The 13536-nt window shown below is 69.6% G+C and carries 25 protein-coding genes; 4 read left to right on the top strand and 21 right to left on the bottom strand.

Features of this window, described 5'->3' with window-relative positions; genetic code table 11:
* Positions 1–9: 9 nt before the first annotated feature.
* The 7 genes from ACFY9I_RS11140 to ACFY9I_RS11110 all read right to left on the bottom strand — a co-directional run bounded on the left by ACFY9I_RS11140 (position 10) and on the right by ACFY9I_RS11110 (position 3841).
* Positions 10–1515, bottom strand: coding sequence for a hypothetical protein (locus tag ACFY9I_RS11140; protein ID WP_390999662.1), 1506 nt, complete (start codon positions 1513–1515; stop codon positions 10–12).
* Positions 1496–2029, bottom strand: coding sequence for a hypothetical protein (locus ACFY9I_RS11135; protein WP_390999659.1), 534 nt, complete (start codon positions 2027–2029; stop codon positions 1496–1498). The genes ACFY9I_RS11140 and ACFY9I_RS11135 overlap by 20 nt, the downstream gene beginning before the upstream one ends.
* A gap of 135 nt (positions 2030–2164) precedes the next feature.
* A complete protein-coding gene (locus tag ACFY9I_RS11130) occupies positions 2165–2425 on the bottom strand; it encodes a hypothetical protein (protein ID WP_390999658.1) in 261 nt (86 codons plus the stop codon).
* A 149-nt stretch (positions 2426–2574) separates the two neighbouring features.
* Positions 2575–2787: a hypothetical protein gene (locus ACFY9I_RS11125; protein WP_390999655.1), complete on the bottom strand. Its 213-nt coding sequence runs from the start codon at positions 2785–2787 to the stop codon at positions 2575–2577.
* A gap of 26 nt (positions 2788–2813) precedes the next feature.
* A complete protein-coding gene (locus ACFY9I_RS11120; protein ID WP_390999653.1) occupies positions 2814–3059 on the bottom strand; it encodes a hypothetical protein in 246 nt (81 codons plus the stop codon).
* 71 nt (positions 3060–3130) lie between these two features.
* A complete protein-coding gene (locus ACFY9I_RS11115) occupies positions 3131–3487 on the bottom strand; it encodes a hypothetical protein (RefSeq protein WP_390999650.1) in 357 nt (118 codons plus the stop codon).
* Between the two features lie 12 nt (positions 3488–3499).
* Positions 3500–3841, bottom strand: coding sequence for a hypothetical protein (locus ACFY9I_RS11110; protein WP_390999647.1), 342 nt, complete (start codon positions 3839–3841; stop codon positions 3500–3502).
* Between the two features lie 102 nt (positions 3842–3943).
* Between ACFY9I_RS11110 and ACFY9I_RS11105 the strand changes: the two genes are divergently transcribed.
* Positions 3944–4171 (top strand): hypothetical protein, encoded by a 228-nt coding sequence (locus ACFY9I_RS11105; RefSeq protein ID WP_390999645.1) that lies wholly within the window; start codon positions 3944–3946, stop codon positions 4169–4171.
* The gene (locus ACFY9I_RS11100; protein WP_390999643.1) at positions 4168–4344 is read left to right on the top strand and encodes a hypothetical protein; all 177 of its coding nucleotides are present in this window, start codon (positions 4168–4170) and stop codon (positions 4342–4344) included. Before ACFY9I_RS11105 ends, ACFY9I_RS11100 begins: the two co-directional genes overlap by 4 nt.
* Positions 4345–4578: 234 nt before the next feature.
* Here the strand turns inward: ACFY9I_RS11100 and ACFY9I_RS11095 are convergent, their stop codons facing one another.
* The 10 genes from ACFY9I_RS11095 to ACFY9I_RS11050 form a co-directional block, all read right to left on the bottom strand.
* Positions 4579–5019, bottom strand: coding sequence for a hypothetical protein (locus ACFY9I_RS11095; protein ID WP_390999640.1), 441 nt, complete (start codon positions 5017–5019; stop codon positions 4579–4581).
* Complete coding sequence (locus ACFY9I_RS11090) at positions 5003–6784, bottom strand: FtsK/SpoIIIE domain-containing protein (RefSeq protein ID WP_390999637.1); 1782 nt, start codon at positions 6782–6784, stop codon at positions 5003–5005. The genes ACFY9I_RS11095 and ACFY9I_RS11090 overlap by 17 nt, the downstream gene beginning before the upstream one ends.
* 167 nt (positions 6785–6951) lie before the next feature.
* Positions 6952–7251: a hypothetical protein gene (locus ACFY9I_RS11085; protein WP_390999634.1), complete on the bottom strand. Its 300-nt coding sequence runs from the start codon at positions 7249–7251 to the stop codon at positions 6952–6954.
* Complete coding sequence (locus ACFY9I_RS11080) at positions 7248–8183, bottom strand: hypothetical protein (RefSeq protein ID WP_390999631.1); 936 nt, start codon at positions 8181–8183, stop codon at positions 7248–7250. Before ACFY9I_RS11080 ends, ACFY9I_RS11085 begins: the two co-directional genes overlap by 4 nt.
* Before the next feature lie 11 nt (positions 8184–8194).
* Positions 8195–8932 (bottom strand): GIY-YIG nuclease family protein, encoded by a 738-nt coding sequence (locus ACFY9I_RS11075; RefSeq protein ID WP_390999630.1) that lies wholly within the window; start codon positions 8930–8932, stop codon positions 8195–8197.
* Positions 8933–9073: 141 nt separating this feature from the next.
* The gene (locus tag ACFY9I_RS11070) at positions 9074–9265 is read right to left on the bottom strand and encodes a hypothetical protein (protein WP_390999627.1); all 192 of its coding nucleotides are present in this window, start codon (positions 9263–9265) and stop codon (positions 9074–9076) included.
* 53 nt (positions 9266–9318) lie between these two features.
* Positions 9319–9462 (bottom strand): hypothetical protein, encoded by a 144-nt coding sequence (locus tag ACFY9I_RS11065; RefSeq protein WP_390999625.1) that lies wholly within the window; start codon positions 9460–9462, stop codon positions 9319–9321.
* A 71-nt stretch (positions 9463–9533) separates the two neighbouring features.
* Positions 9534–9698, bottom strand: a complete 165-nt coding sequence (locus ACFY9I_RS11060; RefSeq protein ID WP_390999622.1) for a hypothetical protein — start codon at positions 9696–9698, stop codon at positions 9534–9536.
* A complete protein-coding gene (locus ACFY9I_RS11055) occupies positions 9695–9985 on the bottom strand; it encodes a hypothetical protein (protein WP_390999619.1) in 291 nt (96 codons plus the stop codon). The genes ACFY9I_RS11060 and ACFY9I_RS11055 overlap by 4 nt, the downstream gene beginning before the upstream one ends.
* Positions 9982–10248: a hypothetical protein gene (locus ACFY9I_RS11050; protein WP_390999616.1), complete on the bottom strand. Its 267-nt coding sequence runs from the start codon at positions 10246–10248 to the stop codon at positions 9982–9984. Before ACFY9I_RS11050 ends, ACFY9I_RS11055 begins: the two co-directional genes overlap by 4 nt.
* A gap of 97 nt (positions 10249–10345) precedes the next feature.
* Between ACFY9I_RS11050 and ACFY9I_RS11045 the strand changes: the two genes are divergently transcribed.
* Positions 10346–10897, top strand: coding sequence for a helix-turn-helix transcriptional regulator (locus tag ACFY9I_RS11045; protein WP_390999613.1), 552 nt, complete (start codon positions 10346–10348; stop codon positions 10895–10897).
* Positions 10897–11157 (top strand): hypothetical protein, encoded by a 261-nt coding sequence (locus tag ACFY9I_RS11040; RefSeq protein WP_390999610.1) that lies wholly within the window; start codon positions 10897–10899, stop codon positions 11155–11157. Before ACFY9I_RS11045 ends, ACFY9I_RS11040 begins: the two co-directional genes overlap by 1 nt.
* 1032 nt (positions 11158–12189) lie before the next feature.
* Here the strand turns inward: ACFY9I_RS11040 and ACFY9I_RS11035 are convergent.
* From ACFY9I_RS11035 to ACFY9I_RS11020, 4 genes are all read right to left on the bottom strand, one after another.
* Positions 12190–12585, bottom strand: coding sequence for a hypothetical protein (locus ACFY9I_RS11035; protein ID WP_390999607.1), 396 nt, complete (start codon positions 12583–12585; stop codon positions 12190–12192).
* Positions 12582–12833 carry a hypothetical protein gene (locus ACFY9I_RS11030; RefSeq protein ID WP_390999604.1) on the bottom strand — a complete coding sequence of 84 codons (252 nt, stop codon included), beginning with the start codon at positions 12831–12833 and terminating at the stop codon, positions 12582–12584. Before ACFY9I_RS11030 ends, ACFY9I_RS11035 begins: the two co-directional genes overlap by 4 nt.
* Before the next feature lie 64 nt (positions 12834–12897).
* The gene (locus tag ACFY9I_RS11025; RefSeq protein ID WP_390999602.1) at positions 12898–13185 is read right to left on the bottom strand and encodes a hypothetical protein; all 288 of its coding nucleotides are present in this window, start codon (positions 13183–13185) and stop codon (positions 12898–12900) included.
* A 59-nt stretch (positions 13186–13244) separates the two neighbouring features.
* Positions 13245–13505 (bottom strand): hypothetical protein, encoded by a 261-nt coding sequence (locus tag ACFY9I_RS11020; RefSeq protein ID WP_390999599.1) that lies wholly within the window; start codon positions 13503–13505, stop codon positions 13245–13247.
* Between the last annotated feature and the right edge of the window lie 31 nt (positions 13506–13536).

Here is a 13536-nt window from a genome sequence, read left to right as displayed (position 1 = left end):
GTCCGGCGATCACAGCCACCGCACCCGCGGCCGGCCAGCGGCGTAGAACGCCAGCAGCAACGCATCCGCGTTGTCCGGCGACCTGTTCAGCCGCTTCTTGATCTCGTCCTTCGGCTCCACTCGGATCCGGCCTTTCGGGTCCACGTCCCACCGCGGCTCCAGCAGTTGGGCCACCGTCGTGTCGGCGTTCGCCATCGTCGACAGGTCCCAGCCACCGGACTCGGACAGGCCGCGGCCCAGTTCCCACCACAGCTCGGCCCGCAGATTCATGAACTTCGTCGGCTGGGATGCGGCCTCGGCAACGTTCACGGCGACGATCTGCGCAGTGTGCTCGCGCCGGTTCTGCGCGTTCCGGAGCTCGCCGATCACACCGAACCCGACACCGATGCTGTCGACCTTCACCACGGTCGCACCGGACTCCCGGATAGCGCGCAGCACGAGCGGCGCGATCTGCTCAGGCCGGTCTGTATGCGCCCGCCACTCCCGGCCAGCATGCACGCCGCGGCGTTCCCGGATGACGGTCTCGTCACCGCCGCCTCCGACGTCCACGCCGAGTTCGACGGGCACAAAGAACTCGTCCGGGCGCCGCTGCTCCATCGGCATGCGGCACTTGGCCACATCGGAGCCGCGAACGACTTGGTTGGGTCCGTCCTCGGAGAACTCACCCAGCACCTTGGACCGGTAGACGGGGTTCTCCTCGCCCCACTCACGGGCCTTCTCCTCCACCCACTCGCGGCCGACGAGCGCAGCTGACATCTCCTCCGGCACCGTCTCGCCGGTGAGGTTCGGAGAGTCGAAGGCGCTGATTGCCATCTGGTGCCAGGTGGATCCGGGGAGGCACACCTTCCGGAAGTGGCTCGCCGGGTTGTCCGGGTTACCGATCGCCAGGATCCGGCAGTCCGGGCCTGTCGCCAACGCGTCAGCCGCAGTCCACAGCTGCTCCGGGATTCCGCAGGCTTCATCCAGGACGACGAGGACGTAGCGGGCGTGGATGCCCTGGAAGCCGTCGGTGTCGGTGTCGGCGGGCTTGCGTCCATAGCCGACGAGTTCGTCGTCGATGAGCCACTCGGTCTGGTTGACGCGCCCCGCGAGTTGACCGGCGCGGTGGTGCTTGCGGATGTACCGCCAGAGAATGGCGCGGACCTGGGAGAAGGTGGGGGCGGTGGAGACGACGAACGCTTCGCCGGGCGGGTGAGTGTCGAGCCACCAGCAGGCGACGAGGGCCGCGGTCCAGGACTTGCCGACGCCGTGGCCGGATCGGACGGCGACGCGGCGGTGGTCGCGGACGGCGTTGAGGATCTCCCGCTGCTTCGACCACACCGTTTGGTTGAGGCGCTCCTGCACCCAGCGGACGGGGTGTGCCCCGTACTTGGTTGTGCGGCCTGCGAGGGCGTGCCGGTCGACGGTGGCTTTCAGGTGGTCGCGGAGGGCCTTTAGTTGTCGGGTGTCGCCGGCGCGGACGAGTTGGTCGACTTGTGCGCGGATCCGCGCGATGTCAGCCGGTGGGGCTGTCATCGCTGGTGGCGCGGTCGAGGAGGGCAGTGATTTCTTCGCCGAGCTGTTGGGCGTCGACGCTGACGCGGGAGGGTGCGTCGATGCCGAACAGCTTGCGGTAGGACTCTCTCACGCGGAGGAGCCGGTCGATCGCGGCGAGCTTGGGGCCGTCGTCGAGGATGGGCTGACCGTCGTCGTCCTTGACGATGTGGCCGTGGGAGACGGTGAGGTGGTCCCGCTCCAGGACTTCCAGTGCCGCCACGAATAGGTCGTCGAGTTGCTGGGCTTCGGCTGCGATGAGTTCGGCGCCGGCTTCACGGATGACGGCTTCGCGGCAGCGTTGGATGGCGCGCCAGGCGTCGCTCTTGTTGCTGTAGCCGACGGCGTCTGCGATCTGCTGGTAGCTGAGCTTGGGGTTCTCGGCTTTGAGGCGTGCGGCGTGGGCTGCGCGGTCGGCGGCGTGCTGGCTGGGTTCGAAGCGGCCGGTGTTGTTGTTGTGTGGGCGGTCATTGGGGTGGGGGTCGTTGGTGGTCATGGCGGGCCCCCTCATGGTCGCGTGTTACCGGTGGTGGTGGTTTGATGGTAACTGTGCGTCCGGTTGGGCGTCTGTGGTGCAGGGCTGAGGCCCGCCTTCCCTTGGGCGAGGGAGGGCGGGCCTCTGGCGTTCTGCTCAGCCGGGGTAGTCGTCGCCGAGGACGCGCCGCCGCTCTCGCTCGGCGCGCCGGTTGAGTGCGGACGTCATCCGTACTGCCGCGATCGTGGCGAGGATGCCGAGGGTGCCGAATACGGCGAGTGTGACGGTGCCCCAGATGGGGGTGTCCGCTGTCGTGATCATGATGCCGCCGCCGACCCAGCCTCCGCAGAGCCATGCGAACCAGATGCGTAGCTTTTCGACTCTGACGGCTTTCTGGATGTCGCTGTAGTTGCTCACGGTGTCCCCTTACTGTGGCGCCCGGTTTGGTGCGGGTTGGGGGACGGTACCGCTTGTGTGCCCGGTGTGAAGGCGGGTGCCGCTTCTGTTACCCAGACGTGGCAGTGACCCGCGTCCCGGGAAGGGAGCGGGCCACAGTCGGGGCGGGGTCAGGGCAGTTCGTCGGCGGTGATCCGCTCCCACAGCACCCAGCGCCCGTCTTCCCAGTGCCGGACTTCTCCGGTGTCGGCCGGGCTGTCGTCGCCCTTGAGCGCGGCGCGCATGAGGCTGTAGGCGGCGGTCTCGCTGCCGTGGTCGGACTGGGCGCGGACGTCGGGGCCGGTGAGGGTGAGACGCCACCTCTTGCGGGGCTTTGCGGTCATGTGGTTCATCCTGTCGGTCGGGCGGGTTAGGCGGTGTGTACGCGGGCGGTGATCTGCCGGATGGTCAGGCCCCGGATGGTGAAGTTGTGGCTGGGGGGTGTCCACCCGGCGCCGGGGTAGGTGCGGACGCTGGTGGTGCGGGTGGCGGTGTCGTGGGTGATTTCGAAGAGGACGGTCCGGCCGCCGATACGGCGGGTGTATTCCCATTTGGTGACGCCGTGGCTGCCGCCCCAGTGTTGGGTGGGGCGGTGGAGGCGGTGGGTGATGGTCACGGCGTGCTCCTCAGGCGGCCAAAGCGTCAGCCAGCAGCTGGACGCGGGCGGTGGCGGGGCAGGTGGCGGGGTCAGGTCGCGAAGGGGCAGTCGTCGCGGGTGCAGGAGCAGCGGACGAGTTCACCGCTGTCCAGGCGTGTGACGCCGATGTACGGCTGTCCGAGGCGGGAGTGCTTGACGTGGACGAAGAAGAAGCGGACGCCGTTGATCTCGCGCTTCCAGTAGTGGTGCACGTTGTTCTCGAACTCGTCGACGCGGGGGCCGATCGCGATCCGCTGCCTGATGGGCGTGACGGTCCAGCCTCGTGACTCGGCCTCGGCGCGGTCGATGCGGGTGCAGTTGTCGCAGGCGTCGAGGGGGATGGAGCCGTCGCGGGTGAGTGCGTGGGTGGCGGGCTGCTTGCAGGTCCAGCAAGGGCGGGTGCTCATGTCGTTCTCCGTTCAGGCCGCGAGGGCGAGCTTGGCAGCGGCGGCCTTGTAGGCGGGCTTGCGGGGGCGGTAGATGACGGCGATGGCCGCGACCTCGGCGGGGGTGTAGCGGGTGCAGGTGCGGGCCTTGGCGTTCTTGGCGTAGCTGGTTCCGGTCTGTCCGGTGACTCCGGCCTTGTCGGCGTTCTTCCGCAGGCTGCCTGCCACGGTGCGCGCCTCCTTCACCCCGAGGCCCGCCGCGATGCAGTGGGTGGCGAGGGTTCCGACGCCGTGGCGGGCGATGCGGGAGGCGGCGCGCTGGGTGCGGGTGCGGGCCTTGAGGGTGGCGCGGCGGGTGCGGTTCGAGCGGATCATCGGGTCCCCCTTGGTGCGGCGTTCCTTACGCCTAATACTCTAGGCCTCGCACGTTAGGCATGTCAACTAGACTAGGCCTAACTCGTGAGGCATAGTTGGAGCATGTTGACGAAGGACCACATGGCCAAGGCCCGCCGCGTATATGAGCAGGCCATTGAAGAAGCCGAGCGGCAGCGGGCTGTCACGTTCGCCCGCGCCATCGACGAGGGCATGCCACAGAAGGACATCATCGACGCGACCGGCTATAGCCGTGAGACCGTGCGCCGCATCATCGGCGAGGGCCGAAAGCTCGCGGAGCGCCCGGTGGGCAGCGAGGAGACCACCACATGAGCGAGCAGCCCGAGTGCGAGCCGGAGCCTCCGCTCGTCCAGATCGAGATCACTGCCGACACGGCGCCGTTCATCCGGTCGCTGCACCGGGCCCACTCGGCGGTCGTGTTCGCCACCCACCCCGACCTGCGGAGCGCGGGCTCGGTGCGCCCGGACGAGGAGCCCACCCCGTAACACGAAGGCGGCGCCCCGGTCCGAAAACCAGGGCGCCGCCAGGACCAGCCACCGGCAGGAAGGCCGTCGCAGCTCGACCATCCCGCTGCGTGCTACGAACCCGCAGTGCCCTCCGCAGCCGATCCAGACCACCGACCGTAAACCCGCCCTGCCCTGCCGTCAGTCACCCGAACGAGTGAAGACCCCGCCACGACGGGGGGCGCGGCGGGGTCCCGGTCTCAGTGTGGCAGGCGGCTACAGGTTCGTGTTCGTCTTCCCGAACCAGCGGGCATGGTTGTGGACCTCCTGCCGCACATGCGTCACCGACCCGCCGCCCCGCATACCGGCCGCGAGCAACAGGCCGACGAGAAGTGCCAGACCGCTCGTCCCCATCAACGCCAGGCCCGCCGCGAGTTGCCCGAACCCGAACCCGAGACCAGCCCCCGCCGCGCCCACCCCGACCCCGCCAGCGAGGAGACGCTGCGCAAGCGGGTCGAGAAGCGGCTGCGGGCTGAGGTCGCGGACTGCTGGCGCCTGCACCGGGGCCGGCGCCTGGGACTTACGGACGGGCACCATCTCCCCGTACGCGCCGGGAATCCACACGACCGGGTCACGGTCCTCGTACAGCTCCACCTCGGCATGCTGGACGACCGACGGGTGGGCGTAACGCTGGTACTGCTCAGGCAGGCTGCTCACCGGTGGCTCCAGGCAGGTAGTAGCGGGTCGAGCGGCCGTCACGGCGCTGCTGCACGCCGTGCCGGGTCCACTCCTCGATCGCACGCATCGCCGTATCCCGGGAGATACCGCACGCCTGCGCCAGCTCCTTCTTCGTCGCCCCGCCGTCCAGGCTGGCGAACACCCGGTACAGGTCCGGCCACTGGTCGCGGCCGACCGTGCCACCGTCGGGGAAGCGGAGCGGCGCGAACTGCTCCACCCACGGCTCGTCGGTAAGCGCAGGCTGAGGCTCCGTGTCCTTCATGTCGGAGTAGAAGAAGCCGACCTCTTCAGCGATGTCGGTGTCGGACACGTACTCGGCCCGGTACACGCGCGGCGTGTCGTGCTCCGGCGTCTGCGCGAGGAACTTCCCCGGCAGGTCCAACAGCTCGGGCCGCCAGCCCTTCGACTGGCAGCCGGATCCGAAGATGAACGGGGCGTGCCCGGCCTCGCCAGCGCGAGTGGACAGCCGGTTGGCGTAGTTGCCGCGGGCGTCCGTGCTGCCGCCGAACACCTTTCGGCTGGGCTGCTGGGTAGCAGACACGAACTGGATCGCGAGGAACCGGGCGATCGCCAGCAGGCTCTCGTACAGGGTGGACAGCTCAGCGTCCTGCCGGACCAACTCTGCAAGCTCGTCGGTGACCACGAAGATCGCGTTGCCGTGCTCCCCCGGCACCCACTTTCGGACCGGGCCGCGGCCCTCCGACATCGCCTGGCGGGAGAGTTCGGCGAGGATCGCACCCCGCCGGTCGCACTCGGCACGGATGAACTCCAGCAGTTCCCGCGCCTGCCCCGCGTTCTTCGCGAGCGCCTCCATGCGGCCCTCCCACGGACCGAGCTCCGGAGCGCCGGGCTTCATGTCGATGCCGTACAGGTCGACGTCCTCGCACCGGTTCAACCGCTTCAGGATCAGGTTGACGATGCCGGACTTCCCCCAGTCGGACGCGCCGGCCACCAACGTGTGCCGGTATAGCAGGCGCAGCAGGAACGCCTCGCCGTCCTCGTCGCGGCCGAGCATCACGGGCTCGCGGCAGGTGGTAACGCCGGTGTCCGTGACCTCCAACGTGGTGGCGAGGGCGTCGGACATGGCGACCTTCACGATCAGATCGTTGGCCTCCGGGCCTTCTGCGAGGACCAGCCGGCCGGGCACGCCCATGTTGGCCTGCAGTTGCTGCGCGCGCTTCACCAGTACGGCGGGGGCGGTGTTCTTGCCGGGCGGCGTCTTGATCAGGCACGACCACGAGCCGTCTGCCATGCGGTGGAACGCGTGCACCGCCAGCGGCACGGCGCCGGTGAGGGCGTGGAACCCGCGGCGCAGCACGGTCTCCTCCGGGCTGGCTCCGGTGAGGCCCGGGTCTGCGGCCTCCAGGCCGAGCGCCTCGGGCACGGCACCCTTGGCCTTGACCGTGTCCACGTGCAGCTTCATGCGGGCGTTGCGCTGGGTCGCCAGCCACGGCCCGTACACCCCGTACGCCGCACCCGTGGACAGCGCCCACGCGGTCGCGGTCGGCCACGAGAACCCGGCAGCCACGGCGGTGGTGACGTCAGCGAGGGCGATGAATCCGCCGGCGCCGACGTGGGTGACGAGCTGGTTCTTGTGCTTCAGCCCGGCCGCAACGGTGGCGCCAGCGAGGACGGTGAGGCTGCCGTAGGTGAACAGCAGGTCGGCCCCGTCCTGGGCGAGCCCGAGGACGGTGAGCAGGCTGGTGCCGCCCGCAGGGGCGACTTCGTAGCGGCGGCGGGACATCCACGATCCGATGCGGGTGGCGCACAGCAGGCAGCGTTCCCACGTCCGGCGTGACGACGACGATGACGACGACGACCCCGTAAGCCCTTGACCAGGGATTTTGTAGTTCGTCGTTGTCCCGTCGGTCGTCATCGTCATCGGGATCGGCGTATACACAGGCGTCTGGTTCATGCGGTGGCCTTGGCGGTGTTCAGGGCGACCGACGTGCCTGCGGTGAGGATCCACAGGGCAGCGTCGATCACGTGGCGGGCGGCGCGCAGCAGGACAGCGAGGGCGGCGGCGAGGACAACGACGGTGGCGCCGATGGTGCGCCAGACCGGGGCGCCGGTTGCGTGGGCGAGGGTGCCGACCACGGCGGTGTAGCCGGCCACAGCGGCGAGGAGGGGGCTGGCGGGGAACCAGGACACTGCGACGACCGCGGCGAGCAGTCCGGCGACGGCGGTGAGGAGGAGCGTCGGCTTGTTCACAGGTACGTCCCGTCGGTCGCCTTGCGGGCCTTGCGGACGGCGGCGGCCACGGAGTCCCTGTTGGCCTCCGGGCGGACCCGCATGATCGCCTCCGTTACGTCCTTGTTGTCGCTCATCTTCGCGACGAAATCGCGAGCCAGATCGGCCACGCTCGCGACGGGTTCGCGAACCTGGTTCGGCGGGCTGGCCAGCGGGTTCGGGGTGGGTTCGCCGGTGCGTTCGCGGGCGAGATCGCCGAGCACGGCCCGCAGACTCGCGAACTGTTCGGCGAGTTCGGCGACCACCGGATCGGGTTCCGCTTCGGCACCTGGGCCATTCAGCGTGACCGGGGTGCGCCGCCTCAGATCGGCCCGCGTGGTGATCTCCTTGATGCCGACCTCGAAGTCGACCTCCAGGCGCTCCATGTCGACCTTGCCCTTGGCCCGGATCGCGGCGATGTCCTCCGCGGCCTCACGCTCGATCTCCGCGGACTTCAGGCGTGCCTGGTACTCGCTGTCGCGGATGACGTCGTTGATCTCGGCTTCCTGCTCCGCGGTCAGCGCGGTTGGGTCGTAGGAGCGCAGAAGGCGCAGCCGAATGTCGCCAACCCAGGAGATCTTGGCGACGATCGGCGGGAGCGCGCCGGCGAACGCAGCGGCCGGGGTGATGGTCCATCCGTGCCAGGCGAGGAGGGAGCAGGCGACGACGAGCGTCACCCACTCGACGACCTCGATGACGCGTCCGCCGATCCGCTTGTAGGACAGGTACTGGACGACTCCCCACAGGCCGTCGACGGACACGGCGGCGAGGATGCCCCAGGCTCCAGACTTGATCAGGTCGGTGATGGACCAGCCGGTCCAGCAGAGTGAGACCGCGGTGAAGGCCAGGGCGATCGGGGTGAGCGCCGTGAATCGACGCCCGCTGGACGGCTGGCGAATGTCGGGGCTGGCCATGGCGGTCTTCCTTACGCGTCGTAGAAGTAGCGGGCGGCAACGCCCTTGTCGGTGACCTCTTTGCGGATTCGGTCGACCTCTTCGCGGACGACGGTCACGGCGTCGCCGAGCGGGGTGAGGTCGAACCATTCGCCGTTCTTGCGGTAGTCGGCGAACCGGCGGTGCAGCTCTCGTTCGAGCCGTTCGTGTCCCGGGATGGACCAGGCGACGGTGAGCTTGCCGGGGCTTCCGGTCTGGAGTTCGCGGGCGCGCTGTTCCGGCTTCACGGCGTACCCGATCTTGACCAGCCTCGAATTGCTCGACTTGATCACGTACGCGTGAGTCGGCCTCGGAGCCTTGGCCGCCGCGCCCTGGACTGGCGCGCCCTGGGGCGGCGAGTACGGGGCTTGAGCGGGAACGTCGTCGCGGATGTGGCGGTGCCTGGGGTCCGACTGAAAGCCGAAGAAGACGACCTGCCGTGCGTCCTCTGCCGCTCTTGCCATCGCGACGTTGTCGGCGCCGATCGTGTAGCCGCAGAGCGCGTTCACGTGGTTGAAGATCGCGGTGTCCAGGTTCCGGGCTGCGTCGCTGATGTGGCGGACAAGTTCGGTGATTCGGTCGTCGACCTGCACTCCCGGTTGGGTGATGGCCTGGTTGACGATCCCTGATGCGTAGTTGCAGTCGTACGTGTAGTCGCCAAGGTTGCGGGCACGGGGCTTCTTGCTGGCTGGCGGTTCCTCTTGCGGGTGCTGCCTGGGCTTCCAGAACACGGTGCAGTTCTCCTGGCTGAGGCCGACCCCTGCGTGGGGGTTGCTGCGAGGGCCGGCGGTCTGGGCGGGGCGTGGGCTGGTCGGATTTCCAGGGCCCGCGTACCGGTGGGGGGACGTGGGCCGTGGGCTACCGACAGCCGGTCAGCGGATGGCGGCAAGTCCGGAGTGGGCGCCGCACTGGCAGTTGGTGGGGTTGGTGGGGTTGTGGGTGCCGCAGCGGGCGCATTCCCAGCCGGGGCGGTTGGCGCCTGGGTCGACGAGGCTGCCGTTCTTGTCGTAGTAGGCGCCGCCGTTCTTCGCGGCCGACACGGTCTTGCGGCGGAACAGGCCCATGTCGGGCTCCTCTCGGGTTGGTGTGGCGGGGCGGGCAGCCGGGCGGTGCTGGTTCAGTCGGCGTCGGTGATGTCGACGCGGGTGATGGTGCCGACCTGGAACGGCAGTTCCTCGTACTCGCGTGCCGTCTCGTCGTCGCTGACGGTGGTTTCGATGGTGTCGCCGTCGGACTCGTAGATCGTGACCTTCTTGGCCATGGCGGGCTCCTGCCTCGGGAAGGAGGCCGCGCCCCGGCCGGGGGTGGTACCGGGGCGCGGCGGCTTGTGAGTTAGCGGCGTGCCCCTGCTGCTTCTTGTGCGTGGGCTCGGGCTTGGGCGAGTTGGGCGGCTGCGGCGGCTTCGTTGGCGGCGCGTTGGGTTTGGGCGCGGGCGTAGTCGGCGGCGGCTTGTTGTTGGAGGGCGGCGACGCGTTCGGCTTCGGTGGGGGCGCTCATTGGGTGGCCGCCGGGCGGGGCAGGGCGCGGCAGGTCTCGGCGTGGGCTTGGGCCCACTTGCTGGCCTCGGTGTCGGCGCCGCTGCTGCCGTTGTTGGTGCGGTAGGCGTAGTCGGCCCACTTCTCGGTGTGGGTGGCTCCGCAGCCGGTGCCGCCGCAGCGGGCGATAGTGAGGTTGGGCTGGGTGTCGGTGATGAGGTGCATGTCGTGGCTGAGGTCGACGGTCGCTCTGGCGACGGTCAGGAACCGGGCGATGACCCCCGGCTCCCACGGCTGCTGCTCGCTCATCCCGCCACCGCCGGGCGGAGTTCGCTGTTGAGGTAGCAGCGGATCTGCTCGTCGGTGTGGCCGTGGGCGTGGGCTGCGTTCTGGTAGCGGTCGAACGCGGCGCGCTCCGTGTCGTTGAGCGGGTTGCCCTGTTGGGTTCGGGCTTCGGCGAGGCCGATGGCGACGGCGGCCCAGTGGAGTGCGGCGGTGGGGTCGTTGGTGGGGGTGCCGTCGTCGGGCGTGGGGGTGGGCTGGCTGGCCGGTTGGTCGGTACGCTCAGGCATCAGGGCCTGCTCCTTCGTCGAGGTTGTGGGTAGGCCCGGCCCCCAGCCGGAGGGTGAGAACTACGGCTGGGGGCCGTTCTGTTGGTGCTGTCCCACAGTGGCAGAGCTTCTGGACAATGTCCAGAAGCTCGGGAAGGATGTAGCCGTGCCCGAGAACCCTGAGAGCGAGGGGAGCCGCTTGATCACCTTGAAGCAGATCGAGCTGGAGCACGGGGTCAGTCGGTCGGCGCTGCACACGTACCGGCGCAGCACCTCCTTCCCCCAGCCAGTTCCGGTCGAGGGCTCCACGAAGACCCATTACCGCGCTGACGAGGTGGCCGCCTGGTTCCAGGCGAACCCGAAGCAGCAAGGTAAAAAGCGCGACCAGTTCGTCAGTCATCAGCAAGGAGATCCCGTGTCCACCACCGTTGACCCGCGTATCGCGGTCCTGTCTGATCTGTCGTCGCCGTCGTGGCATCCGGTCCCTGAGGCGTACGGCATGCCGTGGAGCGAGGCTGAGAAGCTCCTCGACGCCTACCGTGCGGCCGTGCTCCGCGACTTCCTGTGGCGGCTGGAGCAGTCGTCCGGGGATCAGGTCGCGGCGAAGCTGGTCGAGGACAATCCGGATCTGGCGGAACTGCTGAACGCGACAGAGACGGAGGCGTCCTGATGGCCCACATCGATCCCGCTGCCGCCGAGAACTGCCACTACGCTACCGATCCCCGTATCCGGCATCTCGCCGAAGCCGCTTGGCGGATGCGGACCGGGGGCAGCCGGATGGATTGGCTGTGTCTCGGCAAGGACAACCCGGCGGCGCTGATCTCGGAGGCGCGGGAGTGGGTGCGGGCGGCGGTCGCTGCCGGGATCATCCCGCCGCCGAGCAGTGACCCGGCATGGAAGAACGCCGCGTGGGCTGCCGCCAACGCCTGACCCCCACCACACAGCAGGGCCCCACCGGATTGGTGGGGCCCTTGCCGTTGCCCGTGAAGCGTCGGGTCGGGTAGCGCTGCTGTGTCCGCGCAGCCAGCGAGGGCGCCCAGCAGCGTTGTCCAGCGTACGCCGCCCCTCCGACACCGCTACCGTCCACGGAAGGAACCACCAGAAGCGAGGCCCCGCCATGACCACCCCACGGAAACCCGAGCGTGTACCGCTTGCCGCTCTTGCTACTCGCCCACTGTCGCCTGCGATACGCCGCGTGTTGGACCGGCCGGCGGTGCGGTCGAAGCCGGAGTTCAACTCGTCGATCTGAACGTGGTCGGGCCCCCGTCCGGGAAGAGACGGGGGCCCGGGTCTCCGGGGGCCACTGCCCGCTGCGGCGTTGGTCCCCGGTGGGGCGCGGCGTGTTGCGGGAGGATCCAGTTGCCTGGTTCCGGCCTGGTCCCGGCAGACGGTGTTCGCCGCCCGGTCGCTGCGCACATCGCGAGCACCTGGTGGAGCCCGCGAGGAGATCTCTTCGAACCCATCGCCGGGCGGCGAACGTGAGGCCCGGTGCCACGTGGAGGCGCTGCCCTGAGCAACCCACACCGGGCGGAGCATGCCTACCCCGGCAACCGTGTCCGGATCAGCCTGCGAACTTCATGGTGCCAGATGCGGCGAGCGCCCCGCTCGGGGGAACGGGGCGCTCGGGTGCGGGGCGGCGGCCGTCACCGCCAGGTGTCACGCGCGCGGGCGTGGATCTGCCGTCCCGCCTGCCTGCTCGGCTATCACCGGATGACGCGTCCGGGGCCCGAGTTTCCTACGGGCAGACGAGCGGGCTGAGTTCAGAATGCCACGCTCGTCAAGCCGGGCCGGGCTCCTCGCTACGGTGCGGCGTCGCCCCAGCTGTCCAGTCCGTCCACAGGGCGCGCCCGTAGTCGCCCCTCTTTGGGCCGACGTGGTTGCTGGGGTGTCCGGCTTCGCGGGTGCATTGGACGGGGCCGCCGCCGGGAACGAGACGACCGTCGAGGGTGGCAGTGCAGGGGGTCACGGGGTCTCCTCGGGGATGGCCAGGTCGCGGGTGCCGGCGTGGAGCCAGCTGCCGGCTTCGGTCGTCCGGGTAGTGGCCGGGCCGGGCTCGGGAAGGGCGGCGCGCCATCGGTCCATGTCGTCGGGGAAGACGCAGGGGACGCGGTAGCCGCTGAGGGTTCCGTCGTCCTCGTTGTGAGTCGCGACGAACGTGTCGAGGACTTCGCGAAGGGCGGCCTCGGCGCGCTGTGCCCGGTCTCGTTCGTGTTCCCAGTCCTCGACGGTGGGTGCGGCGTCTCCTCGCCCGCAGGCCGGGCAGTAGCCGCGGGCCACGGCACGGAGGGCTTCCAGCTCGGCGTACAGCTGGTCGAGGTCGTTGCTGGTGAGGTCGTCCAAGCGGATGCGGTCGGTCACGGCTTGCCTTCCGCCTGGTCGGCCCATGCGTGCAGGGCTTCGGCGAGGTGCCGGGCCTGCGCCGGGTTGATCAGCGCGCACGGGTCGCCGGGCGTGGTGAGGTGCATTCGGAGCCACGGCCATGGCGTGCCGTCTTCGGGTTGGTCGTCACGGCCGTCGCGGGTGATGTGGCCGGGGATGAGGGCGAGGCCGATGACGCCGTCGCGGGGGTCGCCTTCGTTGGGGAGGATGTGGGAGCCGAGGTACACCCAGGGTGGGCCGAGTGTTCGGGGTCGCCGTCGGCGCCGATGCCTTCGATGCTGGCGTAGATGCTCACCGCTGCTCGCCTCCCTTGCGGCTGATCAGGCGGGCGGCCCGGTCCATGCCCGCGCGTTCGGGGTCACAGCGGTGGCACCAGCCGTGGTAGGCGCAGTGCTGGCTGGTGCGGCAGGCGGGCTTCTCGGCTCGCGGATACGTGCGGACACGGTCGGCAAGGTGATCGGCGTATTCGTCAACGAGCTGTTCCGGTGTGGCGCCGAGTTCGCTTCGGGCCCAGGTGCGGTCGATGGCGGCGAGGAGGCGTTCGCGGGGGTCGGTACGCCACGCTTCGGGATCGGTCACGGCTGCTCCGGTGGTTGGTGTGGGGTGCCGCCCGCGCGTCGGCACGGGCGGCGAAACGGTCAGTTGGTGGGCCAGAGGAAGACGGCGGGGGCGGCGTCGTCCGGGGCCTGGAACCAGTCGTCCGGCTCCTCTTTGGCCAGGCGCTGTTCCTCGGTGAGGTAGCGCTCTCCAGACCAGGTGGTGTCAGCGGCGTACATGCAGGACTCGGTCGCGTCGAGCGGGGAGAAGCCGTTGCCTTCGGCGTCGCGGGCGAGGATGACGGGGGTGTCGTCGGGGAGGTTGAGGGCGTCAAGTTGGGCGCGGAGTTCGGCGAGGGTCACGGGGTCTCCTGGCGTCGGGTGGATACGGAAA

It is taken from the genome of Streptomyces sp. NPDC012510, assembly GCF_042955065.1.
Classification (GTDB): domain Bacteria; phylum Actinomycetota; class Actinomycetes; order Streptomycetales; family Streptomycetaceae; genus Streptomyces.
Note: the sequence above shows the minus strand (reverse complement) of the source record. Positions and strands in the feature narration are given on the sequence as shown.